We start from the raw sequence: 20489 nt of genomic DNA, 5'->3' as shown, positions 1-20489 counted from the left end.
AGCGTTTTAGCGCTATTCGATCGACGGGAAATCCCTACCTCACGTTGTCATTCATCGCGAAAGAGTTCTTCATGGCGCAGCTCGTGGTGTAAAGCACCTTGCCCAGCAGGGCATCGGTCTCCACGCGAACACGCTCGGCAAAGGCCTCGTTGGCGCGTGCAAGCTCGGCAGGCACCTCGACCTCGGGCAGAGCGGCTACGGCAGCGTCGACGTCATGGATCTGCTTGTGGCCCATGCCACCGATCTTCTCCTGATAATCCTCGACCGCGCGGCCGCACTCATGGAAACGGACGTCGGCCAGGGCACCGATCAGGCGGTTGGCCCAGTAGAAGTTTTCGGACGTCACGCGAGCCTGCGTGTCGGCATAGTACTCGGGCATGGTCTCGACGTTGGCGTACAGCGGAACCAGCGCGTTAAACGAGTTGGAGCCAAAGGCCATCCACTGCACGGCGCGATAGGCCGGCTGCGCATAGGGACGCAGCTGCAACACGGCGAGCTGGCTGTTGCGGTTGATGCCGATGGGGCGATAGGCGCCGCGCGTAGCGGGCGTGCCCTTGCTGCCGTAGCAGTCGTACTCCGTGCCCTGGTAGTGGCTCGAAAGCACGTACTTGATGTCCTCGATGGTCACCTTGCGCTCGGGCACGCGGCTCCAGGGGATATCGTCGCTCTCGGGCGTGTAGTCGGCCTCGGGACCATCCCACACGTCGCTGGGGTTGAGGCAGCGCTGCATGTACCACGCGCGCGGCGTGTTGTAGACATGGTCGCTGTCGCTGTGCGAGCCAAAGGCCTCGCGCGGGTTAAAGACCGTCGCCGGACCGTCGCCCTCGACGCCCAGCGTCAGGTCCAGATGCCACTCGGCCATCCAGGAGCGCAGGTCGGCCGAGCACATGTGGTCGGTCTGGGCGCCCTCGGCGTCATCCAGGTCAAAGCTGTCGATACCCAGCTGGTTGGGCATGGTCACATAGGCGTCGTCAGGCACGCGCTTGGCAATCCAGTGGTGGCCGCCGATGGTCTCGAGCCACCAGATCTCGCCCACGTCGCTAAAGGCGATGCCGTTGTTCTCGTAGGTGCCGTAGCGCTCGAGCAGGTCGCCCAGGATACGCACGCCGTCGCGGGCGGACTTGGCATACGGCAGCACCAGGGTCACCATGTCCTCCTCGCCCAGGCCACCGGGCTGCGCCGGCACATAGCCGTCCTCACCCTCGTTGCCCTTGGCGGGCACGTAGTCCACGAGCGGATCGGCGCCGCGGACGCGCTCGTTGGTGGTAAGCGTCTCGGTTGCGGACATGCCAACATTGAGCTCGTTGAAACCGGCCTCGGCCCAGATACCGTGGCCCGGGACAACATCGGGGACGCTCGTATAGCGCATGGGGTTATCGGGCAGCTCAACGGTCAGGTGGCTCAGGACGCTCGTGTAGACACGCGGCTGCTCGTCGGGATGCACTACGCGCATGCGCTTGGGCTCAAATACCCCGTTGGACGAGTCCTCGTTACGCGCGACCAGGGTCGACCCGTCGTAGCTTGCGTTTTTACCGACCAGAATCGTTGTGCACGGCATGCGCATCCTCCTTGAGCGAAGAAATCAAACGGCAACAGTGTATCGCTTCGGCGCAGAAAGGGCGAAACCACGGCTTCGGCAGCCCCTGTGGGCAAAAACGCCTATTTCGATGCGCGCTCCGCCGCCTCGATCACGTGTTTGGCGAGGATCGCCGTGGTCACAGCCCCCACGCCGCCCGGCACGGGAGTAATTGCGCCAACGATCGGTTCCGTAGCATCAAAATCGACATCGCCGACCAGCTTGCCAGCGGCCTCGTCCCAATTAATGCCAACATCGATGATCGTCTGGCCCTCGCGAACCGCATCCGCGCCAATCGTGCGCGCGCGTCCAACGGCCGCAACCACAATATCAGCTGCACGGCACTCAGCAGCCAAGTCGCGCGTATGCGTATGGCACGTCGTCACCGTGGCATTGCAAGCCGTAAGCATGGCGGCAACGGGACGACCAATCACCAGCGACCGACCGACGACCGCGACCTTTGCCCCATCCAGCTCAACACCGTAATGGTCCAGCAACGCCAACACGGCCTCGGCCGTGCAGGGAGCAAAGCCCTCGCCACGACCCGAAAGCGTGGTAAGCAGCGAGGCCGGCGTCATGGAGTCGACGTCCTTGGCGGGATCGAGCGCCGCGGCAACCGCATCCTCGTCAAGTCCAGCGGGAAGCGGGCGAAACATCAGGCAGCCGTGAACAGCGGGGTCAGCATTGATGTCCTTAATAGCCGCCAGCAGCTCGTCCTGCGAAACATCGGCGGGAAGCAAAATGCGGCGAGCCTCGATGCCAACCTTCTCGCAGCGCTTGAGGGCGCCGCGCTCGTAGGATAGATCGTCCTCGCGCTCGCCCACGCGAACGATGGCCAGCGTCGGCACAACGCCGCGCTCGCGCAAAGCCGTGCAGCGAGCGGCGAGCTCCTCGGTCAAAGCACGGGCAACGGGAGCACCCTTGAGCAGCTCTGCCATGGCTACCCCCTCTTCCTCGCGGCATCGGCGGCGCGGCGCGCCAGCGCATCAGCGCGCGGCAGCCACGTATCCAGCAGCTCATCGCACGCCGCCTCGAGTTCCTCGGCGCGCGCCCGGTCTTTCATAGATGTGGTGTTGGCAAAGAGCGTCAGGCTCGCGCCCTGCATGGCAGCGCGGCAGAATACGGCACCGCACGCCACGTCGGACAGCAACTGGCGCGAGCCTTTGTCTGCCATGTCCTCGAGCAGCGCCAGCGCGCGCCCGCAGGCATCCATGATCCGATACGGCGGCATGGCCGCCACGTGCAACGCGTCCTGAATCGCAGCCGGTCGAGCCGGGTCCTCGCGCGGAATACCGTATGCCGCAGACACCTGGCCGTACGCACGCACATCCTCGGCAACCAGGCCCACTAGTTCCTGCGCCAACTCGTCTGCCTGGGCAAACGCACGCGTCAGGTCATCCGCACGATCAGCAAGCGCGGGATTGGTCGCACCGTAGCGGGCAACCATTCCGCACAGCGAGGCGCCCAGCGCGCCCACAAAAGCGCTCGCGCTGCCACCACCGGGAACTGGCTCGCGCGCGGCCAGCGCCTCGGCAAAACCGCGACAGGTTTTATCCATCATCTCTTGGCTCATACGCACACGCACCTTCAAGTCATATATATCGGTCGGGCGGCCGACGTCGGCCGACCGCATCGATCACGTAATGGTGCTAAGTCTAGCCCATAAGTACGCGAGCGTCAGCGCACCTGGCCATCGCGGATTTCTATGGCACACGATAGGCCATGTCAACGCAAACATGGGACACATGGCCCACCTTTCGAGACTCCCGAGCAGCACAAGCTGGGGCATATCTATAAGTAAGGAACCCGTTGGGGAACGGCCGCGCAACGGCCACAAGCGATGAACGGAGGCATAAGTCGCACAGTACACAGAGACATCCGCCGCCAGCGCAATCAGTACCCCAACAGCATGCGGCGCCGTGATGTCATCAGCAGACAAGGAGGACGCCACCATGATGAAAAAGACCCTATCAATCCTTTCCCTTTGCATCGCCCTCTTTGCCGCGCTCGCCCTTGTGGGCTGCGGCGGGAGCGCATCGGGCGGCGGCAGCGCCCCCAAGAGCGAGAGCAAGGAAAAGGCCCCCGTCGCCAAGAAGACCGACTACATCTGGTTTAAGGTCGAGATGCCCGAGGGCGTCGGCGTAAGCGACTCTGCCGGCAAGAATGCCGACAGGGTCCAGCTCACCTTCCCCGAAGACGAGAACGCCTCGGCCGATCGCTTTATCCCCGTTTGGAAAAAAGCGCTGACGGCCGAGGAATCCCACGCCGACCAGGCGGAAAAGAAGGGGGATACGTTCCAGTGGAAAGATGGCGGGTCCGTCGAGTATAACGGCAGGACGTGGCTCGTCGGAACATACGAGGACAACAGCGGCATCTCAACCATGCTTTTTACCGATGTTGAGCCGGGAAGCGTCTACGTCCTCATCTCGAACTTCGACCAGCACAAGAAAGAAGCCGAGGCACTCCTCAACTCCATCGAGTTCCCCGATGACATGGAAGAGGCAGTTTCCGAGGCACGCGAAGTCGAGATTTCGAGCATCGAGATCAAGTAACGGGACACCCGCACGCGCCTACGCGCACCCGCGCACATGCGCCCCATTAAAACAACGGGCGCCCAACCCGGGGAGGGCCGACAGCACCAGCCCTCCCCTCTTTTGCGCCCGAACATATTGCCACTTAACGGCGCAAATCCGGCCCTCAGAATGGGACACATGGCCCACCCGAAGGAGCCGTCCACGCGTACAGTAAAGGCAGGTAACCCATGGACGATTACAGATCGAGGAGGACACGACCATGAAAAAGAAGGCCTTTGCGATTCTCACCCTCTGCATCAGTCTCTTTGCCGCAGTTGCCCTGGTGGGCTGCGGTGGCAGCGGCGGCGCTACCGGCAGCGGCGGTGGCGGTGGCGGTGGCGGTGGAGCGGAAAAGCCAGCCGTGGATATGAGGACTGACTTCATTTGGTTTAAAGTCGAGGTGCCCGAGGGCGTCGAGATCACGGACGTCGCAGGCGACACCGCCGACAGGGCCCAGTTCAAGTTCACCGAGAGCGAGCACGCCAGCGATCGCTTCATCCCCGTCTTCGATCCTGACAAGAACGCCGACGAGCTGTTCGACTACGAGGCAAAGTGGAAGGCCAACTCTGGATGGACCGAGAGCGATCCCGTTAAGTACAACGGCAAGACCTGGCGCAGCGCCTACTTCACGCACTCGGGCGGCGTGACGACTGAGTACTTCATCGAATCAGGCGGCGGCAGCGTCTACGTGCGTATCGACAACGTCGAGGAACACAAGGACGCCGTCGAGACCATGATGAAGTCTCTGGAATTTGCCGACGACATCGCCGAGGCCAAGACCGAGGCCATGGACGTCAAGCTCGACGATATCGAGATCAAGCGCTAAGTAACTGGCGAGCGCAGCGGGAAACACGGGCGCAGTGCTAACAAGCGGCGGTACCCCAGCGCTTCGTACCCAGGGAGGGCCGGTAAACCGACCCTCCCTTTCTTATGCCGGTAGCCAACGAACGCGAGGATGCCGGACGCCGGAACCGCTCCAAATGTAGCAACAGTACGAAAACGACAAACACCCCAACACGTCCGCCCGCCGATTTATTGCGCCGCGCAGACAATTAAACCAGCATCTTTAAACATCTGAGCAGTATAGTGACCAAAACTATCGCATAACCGCACTCTACGAATGGAGAAGTTATGACCGAACACCACGCCATCAGCCGCCGAGCATTTACGTTGGGCCTTGGACTCGCGGCGTTGTCGCCACTTGCAAGCCTGCCCGAAACCGCGGCATTGGGCATTGGCCCACGAGCGGCATTTGCAGACGACGCTGCCACAGCGTCGGTCAGCCTCAACAATTTCGTCATTCGCCTTCGCCCCGCGGGCTATTTTCGTACCGCAAGCGTTAACGAAGACGGCAACGTCATCGGCAACGTCTGCCATCTGTTTAATGACGGCACGTCCAGCAAGCTCATCCTTGAGAACGTAACGACCAAGAATGACGATACAAACTGGTATGCTATCCGCACCTTGCTCAATTTCGAAGAGCATAAAAAGACGGGCTACAGCATTTGGTCGGTCGATGGCGACTCGGACAAAGACGGAAAGGTCATCCACGTATGGAGTGGCGAGCATGACGGCAAGCCCAGTCGCTCTTTTGCGTTCGAGCGTCAATCAAACGGAACCTATATCATCCGAGACCGCACGGTCGAGAAAGAAACCGAGAAAAAAGACATTAAGTACCTGGCAATAGAATCGAACGGCGAAGACCAGGACAACAATAAGATCTGCCATAAGAGTAAGAGTAAGAGCATTCCGTGGGAGCTCGAACTTATCGGTTACGACATGAAAAAGAACGATGCCACGGTTAGCAGCCTCGACTGGATTACGTACAGCAGCTACGTCGACGGACCATGTTGGATGAAATACGTCGACGACAACAAGTTCCTCGACGAGCTGAGCATCCCGGGCACGCACGATTCGGGCACCTGCAGCGTGGACAACGACACTGAGCCCCAATCCTCGCAAGTAAAATGCCAGCAGGATTACATTCCCACGCAGCTGCTCGAAGGCATTCGCTATTTTGATATCCGTCTCGGAAAGGGCAACAACCCTGGCATCGACCATGGGATGTACTACCTGCTCAAAAAAGACGCGTACTTTTTGCATCTTTCCGATGTCATAGGCTACTTCAAAACGTTTTTGAACGAAAACCCGACAGAAGCGCTCATCATGCTTGTATCACGAGGCAACGACGAGGCTACCGACGAAAGTGTTACGACGGCTTTCGCCAAGGTTTTGGACGACAACCCCAAACTGTTCTATACGTCGAGCCGCGTTCCCACACTGGGCGAGGTGCGCGGAAAGATCGTCCTGCTACGTCGATTTGGACTCGACGGCGACAGCGTAAGCGGCCACACGTGGGGACTCGACCTCACCGAATGGGATAACAAAATCGCAGCGCACACCGACAGCAGTTCCATGTGCCTCGTCCAAGACGCGCGGGGCTTTGAAGCCGCGGGGGAAACAGGCGACAAAGAGCCCTATTGCACCAAGGTATACGCCCAGGACAAGTACAAACTCACGGGAACCGACAAGCTCAGCTGGGTCGATAATGCGCTGAAGGAAACGACCGGGCGCACGCGCAACGAGGTAGATGTCGAGGACGATAACGGGGCCAAGGAGAAAGTCCTGGAGCGTTGCTGGTCTATCAACTACACCAGCTGCACGGGCTTGTCGCACGGAGGCAATCCTTTTACCTCGGCACGAGTAGTCAACGAGCATCTGTATAAGAGCCCGTACATCAATCCCAGCGGCATCGAGGATACAAAGTCAGATTACCTCAAGCACATTGGCATCATCGCATCCGACTTTGTTGATGCGGCGCTGGCCCGGAGCATCTACCAGCGCAATTACGATACGGAGCACAAGCAGACGGCTTCGTACTATCTCCCGTACTATCTCCCGACCCGCATGCGCATGACGTACGGCGACTCGCTGAGCGATGCCTCATTCCAGGACGGCAAGACCGTTGGCGAGGGTCATTTCCGCCTCGTCGACAGCAGCAACGTACTCAACGTGGCAGCTTCGGGCCATGCGTTTGCCATCGAATATGTGGATGTCGACGCCTTGGGCAACGAGACCGTTACGGAGCTGCGGGGCTCCGTGCCCATCGATATCGATCCACGCGCGCTGACGCCCCATTTTGAGGGACTCGAAGGCCTTAAGGCCGGCGAAGACGTGCGCGCCAAGATTGCGGCATCACTCGAGGGCAAGCTCGAAACCGATGCCTGCACGGCCCAGCTCGAGTTTGTGCACGACGCGAACGGCGCTCCGGGAACGGCGATGGCCGAGGGCGAGGCATTTACCGCGGGAACGTACTGGGTGCGCGTGAACGGTCTCTTGGGCGACGCGGCGCAGAGCTACACGCTCGCCAGCGATGGAGCCGCAAGCTTTACCGTAGCGGCCTCGGGCAGTGCAGGAGGCACCGGTAGCGGCACGGGTTCCAACGCAGACGGCGCCGACAAGAACGGCGGCGGCAACAAGAGCAAGGGCTCGACCGGAAAACTCGCCGACACGGGCGACGGCTCTGGCGTTGCCGCCGGGCTCGCTGCCGCCGCCGTGGCGACAACGGTCGCCGGCGCGGCGATGCTTGCCAATGACCGCGAAAACGTTGGGGACGACAGCGAATAGGCAAGCCCGCCTTTTAGACACATCGACTCAATTGGGGGGGGCGCAGAATACCGTTCTGCGCCCCGATTTTTACCTTAGCCCGAACACCGTTATCGGCTACATCACCATGTTCAGCGCATTCACGAACTCCTGAGCTTGGGAGCGGCTGCTCAGACTAAAGACACAGGCAGTCAACAGCCTGTTACGTAGGAAAACGTCGCGGCCCTTGATCCTGCTGACCCCCGTAATGTCCTTAAGATAAACAATCTCGGTGTGCTTGCCACCAAAAGTGCCCTTCTTGAGCACCTCGATGCGGTTAGGGTAGATCTTGACGTCTTTAAACCTACCCGAACCTTTGTCCTGGAACAGCAGCGTGTTGTTGTCCATACGCGTCACTCCCGCGGGGTTCGCTAAAACTGCCTCTATGGTCACATTTTAACCACCGCAAGGCTCCCATGCGAAGGTGCCAGACAACATAGCAATTCGTGCCCGCGCGAGGCTTTAAACTAAATGCGTTAAAGATGCATTCCACAAGAGGAAAGTGGGGCGACAGTGATGGGTGAACTAGTAAACCGTGGAGAATCGGCAATCGTGCCCGAAGGTTTTTACAAGCAGGTCTCCTCGATTCTCAACGCCGCTCGCGACAAGGCCTATACCGCCGTTAACTTTGCGATGGTTGAGGCATATTGGGAGATCGGCAAGAGTATTGTTGATGAACAGGGCGGAGAGGAGCGCGCCAAGTATGGCGATGCACTGATCGACGAACTTGCCGTTAGATTGACTAAGGATTTTGGCAGAGGCTTCAACGCCAGAAGCTTAAGATACATGCGTCAGTTTTATCTTGCGTTCCCAATCCGGAACGCGCTGCGTTCCGAATTGAATTGGACACATTACCGCAGGTTATCGCGTATAACCGACCCTGATGCTCGAACATGGTACATGAACGAATGCGCCGATTCTCGTTGGAGCACGCGTCAGCTCGAACGCCAGATCAACACCATGTTCCGCGAGCGCCTACTTGCCAGCAAGGACAAGGAGGCCGTCACCCAGGAAATCCAAAAGAGCGCCCCGGCTCGTCGCCCCGAGGATATCATCCGCGACCCATATGTACTGGAGTTTTTAGGTTTCTCGGACGATACTGCGTTTCGCGAGAGCGATCTAGAGCAGGCGCTCATCACGCATCTTCAGAAGTTCCTGCTGGAGCTTGGCCGTGGTTTCGCTTTCGAGGCGCGCCAAAAGCGCATCACCTTTGATGGGCGCCATTTCTATATTGACCTTGTTTTTTACAACTATCTGATGCGCTGCTTCGTGCTCATCGACCTTAAGACGGACGACCTTACGCATCAGGACCTGGGCCAGATGCAAATGTATGTGAACTACTACACGCGCGAGCTCATGAACGAAGGCGACAATCCGCCCATAGGCATCGTGCTCTGCGCGGACAAAAGCGATTCGATTGTCGAGTACACGCTGCCCGAAGACAACGACCAAGTGTTTGCCGCCAAATACCTGCCGTATCTTCCAAGCAAGGAAGAGCTGGCGCGCGAGCTGAGTGCCGAGTACCGCGCCATCAACGAAGCGACCAATGGCGAAACGCAAGGGTAGCAGCACGTTGCGACCGAAGCCACCGCAGCCGTCGCAGGCGCACTCGCGGTTGCGACGCACGCTACGAAACAATACCGGTCATGGACGCCGGCAACGACATTCTAGCCGTGGCTGGCGAGCGTGACCTGACAGGCAAAGACGCGGCCTTCGTCTGATGTGGGTCCATTGGCTGCCACAGAAAAGGGCCGGTTGCAGCCGGCCCTTTAGACGATAATACCTGCGTTGCCCGCGCTTCCGAAGTGTGACTAGCTGAGGAGCGGGTTCCGCGGCACAACCTGATTTTACCCAGTGAGGAGGCTCTTTTGCAGCCGCTCCACTGTTTATTTACATCTGGCACCCTCAAACAATCAGACGGCAGCCCGCACTCCTGAGAGCTGCCCCGCACCCCCGGCCATCACCTTACGGCAACAACCGGTGCTACTCCCCTACTTCCCAAATAGCGCACCCAGCAGACCGCGGCGTTTGGGCTTCTCCTCTCGGTAGGAACCCTCGACGGCGGCTGCAACCTGGCGCGGTTGCTCGCCGCCTCCACGGCGCACGATCTGGTACAGGAAGGGCGATTTAACGTATTTGACCTCGACGGGCGTGGCGTGCACGGTGCTCTCACCGGACAGATGCAGGCTCGGGCTGAGCGGCGCCACGATATGCGTTTCGCGCTTGTCGCTAAACACCACCGCGGCCGCGCGGCCCGTCTGGCCGTTTACGGCAATGCGCACCTGCTCGCCATCGCGGCCGTCTGTCGCCGGACGATCGACAAAGTAGACCGGCACCATCACCAGGCCGTCCTTATGTTTGCGGGCCTTGCGCGCCCACATGCGAATGCTCTTTTTATTGAGCCCCAGTACAGCCTCGGCGTCGTTGCCCGCAACGTCGAGCGCCAACTTATCAATGACCACCTGGTCCTTGGTAGACGCATCGACTGAGACAACGCGAAAGTCACCTTCCTGCATGGCGGGATCGAACGGACCGACCTTGGCAAAGTCCCACGGCTCCAAAATGCCCATGAGGCGAACGTCCAGGTAGTTTGCCCTGGGGTATGCCCAGTCGAGCACCTCGTAGTACACCAAGGCCTCCTTGCTCAGGCCCTTGCCCGGGAAGCTCGCCATCATGCGCAAGTCCGCCAGCGCCATGGGGAAATAGAAGAGCATCATGTCGTTTTGGATCGCGTCTTCCACGTCGTGCCCGGCAAAGGCATCCGGATACTGGCGCACCAGCTGCAGCGCGTTGGCACGTGCCTGCTGCGGCGAGATTTCGCAGGGAATACCCTGCTCCGGCACATACTCTGCACCCACGCCCATGGTCAGACGCTTGCTGAAGGTACCGGGCTTGAGCAGGTCGGCAATGCCGATCTTGTTGCCGCAGGACGGGCACTCAAACACACGCTGCGTTGACTCGCCCTCAAAGGACGCTCCGCAGAAGGGACAAGGAATGCTCACGTGCGTCGCTTCTTGGAACTCCTGCGCCGTGCCGCGGTCCTCCCACAGCAGATGTTCCAGGACCGACTGATTGCGCCAGTGCGAATTGAAGAAATACCAGTCCGGGTCCTCCGGGCGCTCGAGTTGCGACACATGCGTGAGCTTGAGCAGTCCATCCACTACCGTCAACGGCGTATGGCGAATGCCCAAAGCGCTCTTGGGCTCTCCGGCGTCCGCCTGCCACGGAATGACCGCACCGCAATAAGCGCACTCAAAGCTGCGCTTAGCTTGGTGCGAGTACATAGGGCCGCCGCAGTTTTGACATTTAATGGCAAACATCTCGTCCATGGAAACGTCCTCCTTTGCACAGGGGCTGTCGACATTAAGTATGTCGAGCAAACAGGCACATGCCCATACCCATGTGGCCCAAAATGGACCACCCAGGCAGACGAGAAGGCTCGCTCGTTAGCACCGGCAGACTATTGCTGCATTTTCTGAGCATCGGTGCACGGCGCCCCCGCGCGAGCTACACTATCCCCTTAAACATGATTGTGAGGACGACCGCTATGCTATTTGTAAATCGGCTGGTACATACGCTTGTTCCCGGCAGCGAGAGCGAGCCGGTCGATGCATCTTGCCGCACCAACGCGGGCTTTTCCGCAAGCCTCGTCTGCATTGGCCTCAACATCACCCTGTGCTTGGCCAAGGGCATCGCGGGCCTGCTCGCCGGCTCCGTCTCCCTCATCGCCGACGCTTTCAACAACCTCTCCGATGCCTCGAGCAACATCGTGAGTCTGCTCGGGTTCCGCCTTGCCAGCCGCCCGGCAGACGAAGGTCACCCCTATGGCCACGGTCGCTATGAGTACCTAGCCGGCCTGTTCGTCGCCGTCCTGGTTTGCGCCGTCGGCATCAATCTGATCCTCGAGTCGGTCACTAAGATCATCAAGCCTTCCCCCACTGCATATTCGGTGCTCTCCTTAGCCGCCCTCGTCTTGTCCATGCTCGTTAAGCTCTGGATGGCAGCGTTCAACCGCACGCTGGGCGATCGCATCGACTCGGAGACGCTCATCGCCACGGCACAGGACTCCAAAAACGACGTCATCACCTCGGGCTCGGTCTTGGTGGCGGCGCTTATTTCGCAGACGACAGGCTTTGACCTCGATGGCTGGGCAGGCCTGGGTGTGGGCATCTTCATCTGCATCAGCGGCATGGGCCTAGTGCGCGACGCCATCAGCCCGTTGCTGGGGCAAGCGCCCGACCCCAAGCTCGTCCAGGCAATCCGCGACAAGATCATGTCCTATCCGCAGGTCTTGGGTACGCACGACCTCATGGTGCACGACTACGGCCCCGGCCGTCAGTTTGCCAGCGCCCACGTAGAGATGCCCGGCGAGGGCGACGCGTTTGAACACCACGAGATCCTGGACACCATCGAGCACGACATCAAGCGCCAGATGGGCATCGGCATCACGCTGCACTGCGACCCCATCGCCACCACCGGCGACGACCTGCGCGGCTGGGTCAAGCGCGGCGTCATGCAGATCGATCCCGCGCTCTCCATCCACGACCTGCACGAGCACGACGGGTTCGTTTCGTTTGACCTGGTGCGTCCCGACGGCTTTGACATATCCGACGAGGAACTGCTGGAGCTCGTCACGCGCATCGTGCACGAGCGCCGGCCCGACGTCTCGTGCGTCGTCACGTTTGATTCGGGCTTTAGTTCGCCCGAGCGTCCGGCCGAACAGCTTTAGCCCCGCTCCGCTCGTCCGCTAGTTTCCCTGCGCGCCCGAGATGCCGTTTTGCAGGGCGTTCCAGGCATCCGTCGCCATGCCGCCCAAGTTCTGCGCGGTATCGCCCAGGTTTTGTGCCGTGTCGCCCAGCTCTTGCGCCTTGTCTCCCAACTCCTGTGCCTTGTTGCTCAAGTCCTCCAGCGTATTGGAGCTCGAGCTATCGGTACCGCTTTGGCCGCCGGACGAGTTGCCCGAGCTGTTCTTGTGCGTGAGTTGAATTTCGAGGTTGCCGCTGTCGTTATAGTAGGCAGAAGTAACGACCCAGTTGGCATCGACGACGGGCGTTGAGCCATCATCAGTCAGGACCACGGCATTCGAAAGATCGGCGCCGCGCGACTTGAGGATCTTCTTGGCGTTGGACCAGTACTGCCCCGGGATATCGCTCAAATCAACGGTGCTAGACGAGGCGGGCTCGGTTTGCTCGGCAGTGGCATCGGCCGTTGAACTCCCTCGCTTGTTGAGCATGCCCGACACGATGGCAAACACAACCGACAGCGCAAAGAAGATCGCCAGTACGATGAGGATCTTCTTGATCGCGCTCGACGAACGCGACGGCCTCTTCTCCTCGTCCTCGCCATATTGCGGAATCGACTTGGGGTACTCGCGATACGGCTCGCGCGACTCGTAGCGAGGCTGCGCCGTGCGAGGCATATACGTCGTCTGCTGAGGCTGCGGAATGGGATTCTGCGGCAGGTTGTCGTAGGGATTCGGCGTCGAGGCAGCATAAGAATCCTGCGGCGCGCAATCAAACGGATCCGGAGCTGCGTTGCCATAGGGGCCTTGCGAAGATGCAGCGTAAGAATCCTGCGCCGTGTCGCCATAGCCCATAACCCGGGTGGGCTCGGCAGAAGGCTGCGTCGCGGCGGGGTCGACATAACCGGGGTTGGGAACAACGCGGGTCGCATCGGCGCTATCGCCAGCCTGCGCGGAACCGTAGCCGCCCATCACGGTTGTCTTGTCCTGATCCATGCAACGATTCCTTTCCGTCGCCTGTAAGCATCAAGTTATCCATGCATTCTACCAGCGCAAAAGCCTATGATGGGCAGAGTCCGTCGGTATCTACAAGACATGCGCGGGCCTAAGGATCAAAAAGCCCCGCCGGGCCTTGGTAGGCGCGACGGGGCGGGCAAGCGGCTATGAGCAGCGAGCTTAGAACAGGCCGGTGATGTTGCCGTCGTTGTCGACGCCGATGTTCTCGGCCGCAGGGACCTTGGGCAGGCCCGGCATGGTCAGAACACTGCCAGTCAGTGCGACCACAAAGTGGGCGCCGGCGGAAACCTTGAGCTCACGCACCGTGATGCGGAAGTTCTCGGGAGCGCCCAGGGCCTTGGCGTTGTCGCTAAAGCTGTACTGCGTCTTGGCGACGCACACCGGCAGGTTGCCAAAGCCATTCTCGCGCAGCTCGGCGAGCTGGCGCTTGGCGGCCGGCGTAAAGTCAACGCCGTCGGCGCGGTAGACCTTGGTGGCAACGGCCTCGAGGGCATCAGCGACATCAGCGCCGTCCTCATAGGCAAACTTGAGCTCGCCCGGCTGCTCAATCAGACGCATGACCTCATCGGCAAGCTCGAGCGCGCCCTCGCCGCCCTTGGCCCAGACCTCGGAAAGCTTAACGTTGACGCCGAGCTTCTGGCACTCGGACTCAATGAGCGCAAGCTCGGCCTCGGTGTCCGTCGGGAAGCGGTTGATGGCGACCACGCAGGGCAGACCATATACGTTCTGGATGTTGTCGACGTGACGCAGCAGGTTGGGCATGCCAGCCTTGAGTGCCTCGAGGTTCTCCTCGTTGAGATCGGCCTTGGCGACGCCACCGTTGTACTTCAGCGCGCGGGCAGTGGCGACGACCACGACGGCGCTGGGGCGAACGCCCGTCATGCGGCACTTGATGTCGAGGAACTTCTCGGCACCCAGATCGGCACCAAAGCCGGCCTCGGTAATGGCAACATCGCCAAAGCGCATCGCCATACGCGTGGCCATGATAGAGTTACAGCCGTGGGCAATGTTGGCGAAGGGACCGCCGTGGACAAACGCGGGCGTGCCCTCGAGCGTTTGCACCAGGTTGGGCTTGAGCGCGTCCTTAAGCAACGCGGCCATGGCACCCTGGGCCTTGAGGTCGCGGGCACGGACGGGCTCGCCGGCATAGCTGTAGCCGACAACGATCTCGCCCAAGCGCTCCTTAAGATCGTTGATGCTCGTGGACAGGCACAGGATTGCCATGACCTCGGAGGCAACGGTGATATCGAAGCCGTCCTCGCGCGGCACGCCCTGGGCCTTACCGCCAATGCCGTCGATGACGTGGCGCAGCTGACGGTCGTTCATATCGACGACGCGCTTCCAAGTGATGCGCTTAACGTCAATACCGAGCTGATTGCCCTGCTGAATATGGTTGTCGAGCATGGCGGCCAGCAGGTTATTGGCGGCACCGATAGCGTGGAAGTCGCCGGTAAAGTGCAGGTTGATATCCTCCATGGGGATGACCTGAGCCCAGCCGCCGCCGGCAGCACCGCCCTTAACGCCAAAGACGGGGCCGAGCGAAGGCTCGCGCAGGGCCACGGCACTCTTGACGCCGCGACGACGCAGGCCATCGGCCAGACCGATGGTCGTGGTGGTCTTGCCCTCGCCCGCAGGCGTGGGGTTGATGGCGGTCACGAGGACAAGCTTGGCCTGGTGATCAGTCGGCTCGTTGAGCAGTGAATAGTCGACCTTAGCCTTGTCGAAGCCGTACGGAATCAGGTGCTTAACGTCGACGCCGGCGTTCTTGGCCACCTCGGTAATAGGCAGCGGCGTGACAGAACGTGCGATTTCGATGTCAGTAGGCATGGGCGGTCCTTTCGTTACCGAATGAGAAAAAGACCAATTCAGCATAGCACGGGCGCGCAATAGTAAAACGCCCATAACCGATGAACGGCGATATGTTTACCCGATGCCCAGCGATAGTCCAACAGCCCGCCAAAACAAAGCGCCCTAAACGGTAGGTTCAATCCCCAGGTGCTCAAAGGTGCGAAGGGTTGCCTGACGGCCCTGCGGCGTACGAATCATCAACCCGCACTGCAGCAAATAGGGCTCATAGACATCCTCGAGCGTGCCCGGGTCCTCGCCCACCGCGCTGGCAAGGGTCGTAAGTCCCACGGCACGACCGGAGAACGTCTTGGCAAGCGTCTCCAAGATACGAATATCCATCCAGTCCAGACCGAGCTCGTCGATCTCGAAGAACTCGAGCGCCTGACGGCAGATATCGAGCTCAATGGGACCGTTGCCGCGCACCTGTGCATAGTCGCGCACGCGCTTGAGCAGGCGGTTGGCAAGACGTGGCGTACCGCGCGAACGCGAGCCGATCTCGAGTGCACTGGGATGATCGATCGTCACGCCCAGGATAGTCGCCGAGCGCGTCACAATCTGCGCGAGCTCCTCGACCGTGTAGTAATCCAGGCGATATGAAATGCCAAAGCGGTCGCGCAACGGGCCTGTCAACATGCCTGAGCGGGTCGTTGCCGCTACCAGCGTAAATTTGGGAATATCCAGGCGAATCGAGCGCGCCGCCGGACCCTTGCCAATCACGATATCGAGGGCAAAGTCCTCCATCGCGGGATACAGGACCTCCTCGACCGAACGGTTGAGGCGGTGGATCTCGTCGATAAACAGCACATCACCCGGCTGCAAGTTAGTAAGGATGGCCGCCAGGTCGCCCGTGCGCGCGATGGCAGGGCCACTCGTGGTCTTGATCTGAGCGCCCAGCTCGTTGGCGATAACGGTGGCCAGCGTGGTCTTGCCCAGGCCCGGAGGACCCGAGAAAATCACGTGGTCGAGCGTCTCACCACGGCTCTGCGCCGCTTCGATCAACACGCGCAGGCTCTGCTTGATGTGCTCCTGGCCACAGTAATCGTCCAGGCGCTGGGGGCGCAAAGTGCGGTCGACATCGAGGTCCTCGGCCGTCAGCTCCGAGCCCACCATGCGCTCGCCGTGCGCCATGGATGCCGCCGGCGAGTTGCCGGGCGTCGCCCACAGGTCCTGAGAGTCATCGGCTTCCCACATCACGCATCCATTCCAAGTCGCTTAAGCGCCGCGCCGAGCAAATCCTCGACACGCATATTCTCCCCATCATACCCGCTCAGGGCAACATCGGTCTCCTGCGGGCTAAAGCCCATGGAAAGGAGTGCCGCACGGGCATCGTCGATCGCCGAGGGAGCGGCAGCGGGCACGGGCATCGCAACCTGTCCGGGAATCACGTCGACCGGCACAAAGCCCTTATCCTTGGCAAAGGTGCTCTTGAGTTCCAGGATCAGGCGCTGAGCTGTCTTTTTGCCCACACCGGGTACCTTGGCCATGCCCTTGTCGTCCTCGGCCATCACCAGCGAATACAGCTGCCCCACGGTATAGGTGGAAAGCACGGCAAGCGCCAGGCGCGGGCCAACGCCCGAAACGGACACGAGCCGGTCGAACATCGTGCGCTCATCCTTTGAGGAAAAACCGAAAAGTGTCATGGCGTCCTCGCGCACCTGCATACGCGTGTAGAGACGGACCTCGCCGCCGGGCGTCGGCAACGTGGCCGCAGTGCTGCCCGAGATGCCGAGTTCAAAGCCAACGCCCGACACATCGACGACAGCAGAGCTCATCGTGGACTCGACAAGCGTTCCGTGGAGCTGGGAAATCATCAGTATCCGGTTCCTCTCTGTTGATAGAACTCGCCACCGGTGAGGGCGCGGGTGCGGCTGAGGTTTACGTGGCAGATGGCGCAGGCCAGGGCATCGGCGGCATGGTCGGGATGCGGGTCGTGGTCGAGCTGTGTTAGCGTGCGTACCATATAGGCGACCTGCCGCTTGTCCGCGGCGCCGGTGCCCACCACAGCCTGTTTGATCTGCATGGGCGTGTACTCGCCAATCTCGAGCGCGCATTCCGAAAGCGCTACGAGTGCAGCACCGCGGGCATGCGCCGTGGGGATGGCCGAACGAACGTTGGCACCAAAGTAGATGCTCTCGACAGCAGCTGTGTCGGGTCGATAACGCTCGACGACATCCTTAAGGTCACGGGCGATATGCGACAGGCGCACCGCAAGCGGGCTGCCCGCGCTGGTCTCGATGCAACCGTAGGCACGGCAGCGAACCTCGCCACGCCGCTCCTCGATAATCCCCCAACCCGTATGAGCCAAACCGGGGTCAATGCCCAAGATAACCAAGCCGACCTCCCCTCGCCACAAGCACAGCGCAAGACAAGGCCCCGCGCATCATTCACGAACGTCTGTTCTAGAATAACACAACGGGGCCAAGATGCTTAGTTGAAGTATCGGGGTTGGAAGCGAATCCTATCCCATAGTTAGTTCTGCGAGAAAAAGGGGAACTGCCTCGGATCTACTGGCGGGTGCGGCATCGGGCCACCCTGGGGACTACCTTGCGAGCCGCCCTGACCGCCCATCATCTTATCGATGGCGTCCTGAACCTCGCCCTCGAACTTTTTCATTCCCTCGTGTAAACGACGCTGACCGTCCTCAGAGCGCAGCTCCTCCATCTGCTCGGGCGAAATGCCCAACAGGTCACCCAATATGCCCATCATCTCGCCACGCATGCGCTCGCTTGTATCCTCGTCGGCAAAGCGGTTCACCTCGGCGCGCGCCAGCGCATCGACCGTCATGCGTTCCTTGCCGCTCAGCCCCAGGTCGGACCACGCGAGCATGTACGGCCAGGCACGCTCGGCAAACGAACGGGCCGAGACGATCGGCGCCATCGGCAACATGCGGCGGGCAGCTTCACCCTGTCGAACGAGCATCAGCAGCAGCGAGCAGGCCTCAGGCTTGCCAGCGGCCATCGGGATGTCGTCGAAAGATCGATTGCGGTCCACGTGCGCCTCGAGCGCGCCATCGACCTCACCCGGCTCAAGCCCGCCGAGCAGCTGCGCCGCGCGGTCGAGCATATCGACCGGACCGTCGAGCGTTGAGAGCGCCTGCGCCAGCACTCGCTCCATACAATCTTCCACCGCGTTGAGCGTCACGAGCTCTTGGGGCACCACGGCAGACGTGCGGTTGCGCACACGTGCCACAAACTCAAGCGTCGACAGGTACACATCGCCAAAGGGCGCGTAATCGCCCTGGTAGCCGCCGCAAAGCGCCGGCGCCGCCAGCGCGTACTCGGTTTTGGACAGCGGGCTCAGCGCCATCGCACCCAGCTCGAGCGCCGTGTCCTCCAGCATGAGGCCCAGCGTGCGCGAGCGCAGACGCTCGGCATCACCCGCCGACACGTCGCGATCGAGCACACGCGCCGCATCCGGTGCATCGCGCTCGACGGTGCGAATGTGCAAACGCTCGGCAATGGCGCGGACGGCGGCACAGCGGGCAGCCTCGGCCTCTTCCTGCGCCGGCGTAAAGATACGGTTGCGTCCCAGCACCAGGCCAATCACATTGCGCGGGCCCAGAGCGTCGACGGCCAGCGCCGTCAGCAAAGACGACGGCAAGTCACCCTCGAGTGCCACCACAGCACGCGACGCACCGTGTGCTCGGGCGTTGTCGCGCACGGCGAGCACCAGCGCCTGCCACAGCCACTCCTCGGAACGGAACTCGGGCAGTTCGTGATCTTCCAGGGCATCAAGCATCACGCCGCGCTGAATCTCCTGGACCAGCAGGCTCTCCTCAAAACACGGCGCCTGGGCCACCACGCGACCGCAGTCGTCGAGCACAAACGAACCGCCGGTATACACCGACTCGTCATAGGCGCCGACCGGCGCCATGCAGGCAAACCACACGCTGCGCTTGGATGCGATCTTGCGGTAGGCGCCGCAGCGAACGGCGGCAATGGCGGCAGTCTCGCGGTCGGTCATGTCAAACGCGTTGAATTGGAAATACGCGATGAGGTCGACGCCGGTCGGCAACATCTCGAGCTCGCGGTCCAAGTCAAAAATCACGGCGATGCGCACGCCGTCCACGTCGAACACCGGCGGCGCCCAACGCGTGTCGTTGTTCTCGCCACGCTGCAAGGCAATGCTCGAACGCGCCGGCACCACATGACCGTCCTTGAGCATCATGTAGTCGAGCAGCGGCTGGCCCTCAAACGAAACCGCCGCGGGCACGATGCAGATCATGTCAAGCTCCTGGATACGCTCGGCGACACCAGTCAAACCGGCAAGCACGTCGTGCTCAAAGTCGGCAGCGCCCACCAGGCCACCGGGCATGGCGCCCATAAAGAGCGGAGCCGGAACGCACAGCACGCGCGCCCCGCGCTCGTGGGCCAAACGAGCCTGGTCCTCGATGCGGCCGCAAATGCCCTCAATATCACCCAGGCGCATATCGATCTGTGCAAGCGCGAGCTTCATGGCCCAGCCCTTTCCGTCGTAAACCATCGAAATCGTAGTAAAAGCGCCGGCCGCATAATGCAGCCGGCGCTTGCATGTGCATATGCTAGCTATGATACCCCGAGCGGGGGCGCGCTCCTAGAATGTCGCGGACCACAGCCCGTGCAGGTTGCAGTAGGCATAGACGGTACCGGTCTTGGAGCCGCCCGCGAAAAACGTCGCGGGTTTCATGCCGGGCTCAAGGTAATGAACCTCTAAGCGGCCCTCGGCCTCAAGCGCAATCCACTCAATGTAGTGTTCGGGCAGGCTGGGGTGCTCGACCGAGCCAACGCGTGCGCGAATCACGTGACCGTCGCGCTCGGTCTCGACAACAGGCACGTGCTTCTCGTGCGCCGCGTCCTCAGTGTTTGCGATCAGTTCCGTGCAACCGGCAGGGGTCGCAACGTCGTCGCCGAGGGCGGCGATGAGCTTACCGTCGGGGTCCTTAAAGAATTTCGCCATGATGTTCTCCTTTGCTGATGTGCCAATGTTCTTGATTGTTCTTATGCCCAAAGGCAGACAAACCATCCACGGCATTGCAAATGAACACATAACGGATCAGGCAAGCGGTCAGGCCAAAATGCGTCGACCGTCCTGCCCACTCCAGCAGTCCCAC

The 20489-nt window shown here is 60.9% G+C and carries 17 protein-coding genes; 5 read left to right on the top strand and 12 right to left on the bottom strand.

Annotated elements, in window-relative coordinates; all coding sequences use genetic code 11:
- Positions 1-34: 34 nt before the first annotated feature.
- From I2E45_RS05645 to I2E45_RS05635, 3 genes are all read right to left on the bottom strand, one after another.
- Positions 35-1558: a C69 family dipeptidase gene (locus I2E45_RS05645; RefSeq protein ID WP_195444854.1), complete on the bottom strand. Its 1524-nt coding sequence runs from the start codon at positions 1556-1558 to the stop codon at positions 35-37.
- A gap of 101 nt (positions 1559-1659) precedes the next feature.
- Positions 1660-2514 carry a bifunctional 5,10-methylenetetrahydrofolate dehydrogenase/5,10-methenyltetrahydrofolate cyclohydrolase gene (locus I2E45_RS05640; RefSeq protein WP_195444852.1) on the bottom strand — a complete coding sequence of 285 codons (855 nt, stop codon included), beginning with the start codon at positions 2512-2514 and terminating at the stop codon, positions 1660-1662.
- Positions 2515-2516: 2 nt separating this feature from the next.
- A complete protein-coding gene (locus I2E45_RS05635) occupies positions 2517-3149 on the bottom strand; it encodes a cyclodeaminase/cyclohydrolase family protein (protein WP_055310221.1) in 633 nt (210 codons plus the stop codon).
- 379 nt (positions 3150-3528) lie between these two features.
- On the opposite strand from I2E45_RS05635, the gene I2E45_RS05630 reads away from it, so the two are divergent.
- The 3 genes from I2E45_RS05630 to I2E45_RS05620 all read left to right on the top strand — a co-directional run bounded on the left by I2E45_RS05630 (position 3529) and on the right by I2E45_RS05620 (position 7776).
- A complete protein-coding gene (locus I2E45_RS05630; RefSeq protein WP_138112912.1) occupies positions 3529-4128 on the top strand; it encodes a hypothetical protein in 600 nt (199 codons plus the stop codon).
- A gap of 241 nt (positions 4129-4369) precedes the next feature.
- Positions 4370-4975: a hypothetical protein gene (locus I2E45_RS05625; protein ID WP_195444850.1), complete on the top strand. Its 606-nt coding sequence runs from the start codon at positions 4370-4372 to the stop codon at positions 4973-4975.
- 305 nt (positions 4976-5280) lie between these two features.
- On the top strand, positions 5281-7776 hold the full coding sequence (locus I2E45_RS05620; RefSeq protein WP_195444848.1) for a phosphatidylinositol-specific phospholipase C: 2496 nt from the start codon (positions 5281-5283) through the stop codon (positions 7774-7776).
- Between the two features lie 96 nt (positions 7777-7872).
- Here the strand turns inward: I2E45_RS05620 and I2E45_RS05615 are convergent, their stop codons facing one another.
- Positions 7873-8142, bottom strand: coding sequence for a hypothetical protein (locus I2E45_RS05615; protein ID WP_138340451.1), 270 nt, complete (start codon positions 8140-8142; stop codon positions 7873-7875).
- A gap of 168 nt (positions 8143-8310) precedes the next feature.
- Between I2E45_RS05615 and I2E45_RS05610 the strand changes: the two genes are divergently transcribed.
- Complete coding sequence (locus I2E45_RS05610; protein WP_229028365.1) at positions 8311-9360, top strand: PDDEXK nuclease domain-containing protein; 1050 nt, start codon at positions 8311-8313, stop codon at positions 9358-9360.
- A gap of 425 nt (positions 9361-9785) precedes the next feature.
- On the opposite strand, the gene I2E45_RS05605 is transcribed toward I2E45_RS05610, so the two are convergent.
- On the bottom strand, positions 9786-11123 hold the full coding sequence (locus I2E45_RS05605; RefSeq protein ID WP_195444847.1) for a TFIIB-type zinc ribbon-containing protein: 1338 nt from the start codon (positions 11121-11123) through the stop codon (positions 9786-9788).
- Positions 11124-11341: 218 nt separating this feature from the next.
- Here I2E45_RS05605 and I2E45_RS05600 point away from each other — a divergent pair, with 218 nt between their 5' ends.
- A complete protein-coding gene (locus I2E45_RS05600; protein ID WP_195444844.1) occupies positions 11342-12523 on the top strand; it encodes a cation diffusion facilitator family transporter in 1182 nt (393 codons plus the stop codon).
- Positions 12524-12541: 18 nt separating this feature from the next.
- On the opposite strand, the gene I2E45_RS05595 is transcribed toward I2E45_RS05600, so the two are convergent.
- From I2E45_RS05595 to I2E45_RS05565, 7 genes are all read right to left on the bottom strand, one after another.
- A complete protein-coding gene (locus I2E45_RS05595; protein ID WP_195444842.1) occupies positions 12542-13531 on the bottom strand; it encodes a hypothetical protein in 990 nt (329 codons plus the stop codon).
- Positions 13532-13711: 180 nt separating this feature from the next.
- Positions 13712-15379, bottom strand: a complete 1668-nt coding sequence (locus I2E45_RS05590) for a formate--tetrahydrofolate ligase (RefSeq protein ID WP_195444840.1) — start codon at positions 15377-15379, stop codon at positions 13712-13714.
- Positions 15380-15523: 144 nt separating this feature from the next.
- Positions 15524-16591 carry a Holliday junction branch migration DNA helicase RuvB gene (gene ruvB / locus I2E45_RS05585; protein ID WP_022095140.1) on the bottom strand — a complete coding sequence of 356 codons (1068 nt, stop codon included), beginning with the start codon at positions 16589-16591 and terminating at the stop codon, positions 15524-15526.
- Positions 16591-17211, bottom strand: a complete 621-nt coding sequence (gene ruvA, locus I2E45_RS05580) for a Holliday junction branch migration protein RuvA (protein WP_195444838.1) — start codon at positions 17209-17211, stop codon at positions 16591-16593. The genes ruvB and ruvA overlap by 1 nt, the downstream gene beginning before the upstream one ends.
- Positions 17211-17732 (bottom strand): crossover junction endodeoxyribonuclease RuvC, encoded by a 522-nt coding sequence (gene ruvC, locus I2E45_RS05575; RefSeq protein WP_118405685.1) that lies wholly within the window; start codon positions 17730-17732, stop codon positions 17211-17213. The genes ruvA and ruvC overlap by 1 nt, the downstream gene beginning before the upstream one ends.
- Positions 17733-17869: 137 nt before the next feature.
- A complete protein-coding gene (locus tag I2E45_RS05570; protein ID WP_195444836.1) occupies positions 17870-19855 on the bottom strand; it encodes an NAD(+) synthetase in 1986 nt (661 codons plus the stop codon).
- A 117-nt stretch (positions 19856-19972) separates the two neighbouring features.
- Positions 19973-20335 carry a desulfoferrodoxin family protein gene (locus I2E45_RS05565; protein ID WP_195444834.1) on the bottom strand — a complete coding sequence of 121 codons (363 nt, stop codon included), beginning with the start codon at positions 20333-20335 and terminating at the stop codon, positions 19973-19975.
- Between the last annotated feature and the right edge of the window lie 154 nt (positions 20336-20489).

Source organism: Collinsella aerofaciens, from assembly GCF_015555045.1.
GTDB classification, from domain to species: domain Bacteria; phylum Actinomycetota; class Coriobacteriia; order Coriobacteriales; family Coriobacteriaceae; genus Collinsella; species Collinsella aerofaciens_W.
This window is presented reverse-complemented; position numbering and strand designations above follow the sequence as displayed.